Raw genomic sequence first — 2383 nt, 5'->3', positions numbered from 1 at the left:
GGTGCGATTCGTTAGCTATAAACCTTATCCAATAAGGATTTGGAGGATTAGCTGCTTGGTTAAATGAACCATGACAACTTGATAACCATGGTGGTGAAATTCCACCCCTCGTGAAATCCGAGTGACAGCCCTACCCTGATTCATGAAACTAACAAATTCATGGATTGATGCAAGGGTCGAACAGTGAAGCACCATTAACCTGACCGGTGTTAGTAACAGGCAAAAGAACCCACGGGTACGAGAGAAAGGTACGTCCGAATCATCGTCATGGTAACGTAGCGAAATAAGGTTTGACACGCTACAGACAAATAGTCAACGGAATAAAGGCTCAAATAGTTCCCGGACTATTTAAGGATTTCCCAAAATTATTCCCGGTGAATAGTATCACCCTAAAGGTTCACAAAATGGTTATCAGGAACGAAATAACCCCCATATGTATTCTCAATAAGGTCGATTATTGAGTAGGTAGTTAGCCGCAAGTCATATGGAGGGAAGATTGAGTCAGAAGCCAATGCCTGGGGTAATGCCCAGGATATGCTGACGGACTCACGTCAAACGGAAATGATATGGATGTAAGTAGCAATTGATATGTCTAAAACTCGGGGGTTCGCCCCACAGTCGGAATGGAACAAAGTCAAATGGCGAAAGCTAGAACTGACCGTGTTTAAGTTGCAAAAACGTATATATCAAGCCTCAAGCCGTGGTGACGTCCGCGTGGTAAAAAAGCTCCAAAAGACCTTGATGAAATCCTGGTCAGCTAAAATGATTGCGGTCAGACGGGTTACTCAAGAAAACAAAGGCAAAAAGACTGCCGGAATAGACGGGGTAAAAGCTTTAACCAATAAGCAGCGTCTCGCCTTAGTAGCCAGCCTAAAAAATTTTTCTAAAAAGGCGCAACCCACCAGAAGGGTTTGGATTCCTAAACCTGGACGAAAGGAAAAACGTCCTCTGGGTATCCCAACTATGTATGACCGCACCCTACAAGCCCTGGCCAAACAGGCACTGGAACCTGAATGGGAGGCAAAATTTGAATCTAACTCCTATGGGTTCAGACCAGGACGCTCCTGCCACGATGCTATTGAAGCAATATTTAAAAACTCAAACAAAAAGGAAAAATGGGTTTTAGATGCAGATATTGCTAAATGCTTCGATAAAATAAACCATGATGCACTACTAACAAAATTAAATACTTATCCATCATTAAGACGTTTAATTAAGTCCTGGCTAAAAGCTGGAATAATGGATAACGGAGTATTCTCACCTACAGAAGAGGGCACCCCTCAGGGTGGAATTATATCTCCACTCTTAGCGAACATAGCCCTTCACGGAATGGAAAAAGCGGTGTGGGAACACGCAAATACCGTAAAGAAAAAGAAAACCCATTATAAAAGAGGGTTAGCTTTTATAAGATATGCGGATGATTTCGTAATACTACACCAAGACCAAAAAGTGGTAGAAGAATACAAGGAAGTCATCAAAGAATGGTTAAAAGGCATGGGGCTGGAATTAAAGCCCAGTAAAACAAAAATTACCAACTTATATGATGGAATTGACTTCTTAGGATTCAACATACGTCACTACAAAGTAGGTAAAAATCACTCGAAAAGAGGCTTTAAAACCATCATCAAACCATCTAAAGAAGCAATTTCAAAGCATTACGAGCAGCTCTCAACAGCCATAAACAAGCACAGAGCTGCCCCACAGGAAGCCTTGATTAGCTACTTAAAACCCATTATAAGAGGATGGTGCAATTACTATAGGTCAGTCTGTAGTAAAGAAATCTTCGATGATTTGGGAAATATGCTCTGGAATAAACTCCAAAGATGGGGATACAGGAGACACCCAAACAAATCAAAATCTTGGGTAACCAAGAAATATTGGGGGACTGTCGATAAAGATAACTGGATGTTTATGACCGATAAGGATAACTACCTTCCTAAACACGCCAAAACCGAAATAGTACGGCATGTTAAGGTCCAAGAAGCCAGAAGTCCTTACGATGGAGACCTAATTTATTGGAACACCAGAATGAGAAATCATCCTGAAATGACTAGTCAAAAGGGAAGGCTTTTGAAAAGGCAAAAAGGGAAGTGCGCTCATTGTGGTCTCACCTTCAGAGATGGGGATTTGTTGGAAAAACATCACATCATACCACGCGCTCTAGGAGGAAATAATCTAGATAAAAATCTAGAAGTACTACACCTCCATTGCCACGACGCCAAACACGGAATCAAGGTCAACTCTTCGGAGTTAGATGAAAATCCGTTCTAGAGGTACCAATGTCAGTGGTTCCGTTTGATGAGGAGCCGGATGATGTGAAAATGTCACGTCCGGTTCTGAAGACGAGTCGGTGAGGCGACTCACCGGCTTAGTTTAATAGTGG

The 2383-nt window shown here is 42.0% G+C and carries 1 protein-coding gene; it reads left to right on the top strand.

The window, feature by feature from the left end:
* The first annotated feature begins 588 nt into the window (after positions 1-588).
* On the top strand, positions 589-2271 hold the full coding sequence (gene ltrA, locus F6K53_RS37475; protein ID WP_293030694.1) for a group II intron reverse transcriptase/maturase: 1683 nt from the start codon (positions 589-591) through the stop codon (positions 2269-2271).
* Positions 2272-2383: the final 112 nt, after the last annotated feature.

Source organism: Moorena sp. SIO4A1 (assembly GCF_010672065.1).
Lineage (GTDB): Bacteria > Cyanobacteriota > Cyanobacteriia > Cyanobacteriales > Coleofasciculaceae > Moorena.
The sequence above is the reverse complement of the archived record's forward strand: the minus strand, read 5'-3'. Positions and strand labels throughout refer to the sequence as shown.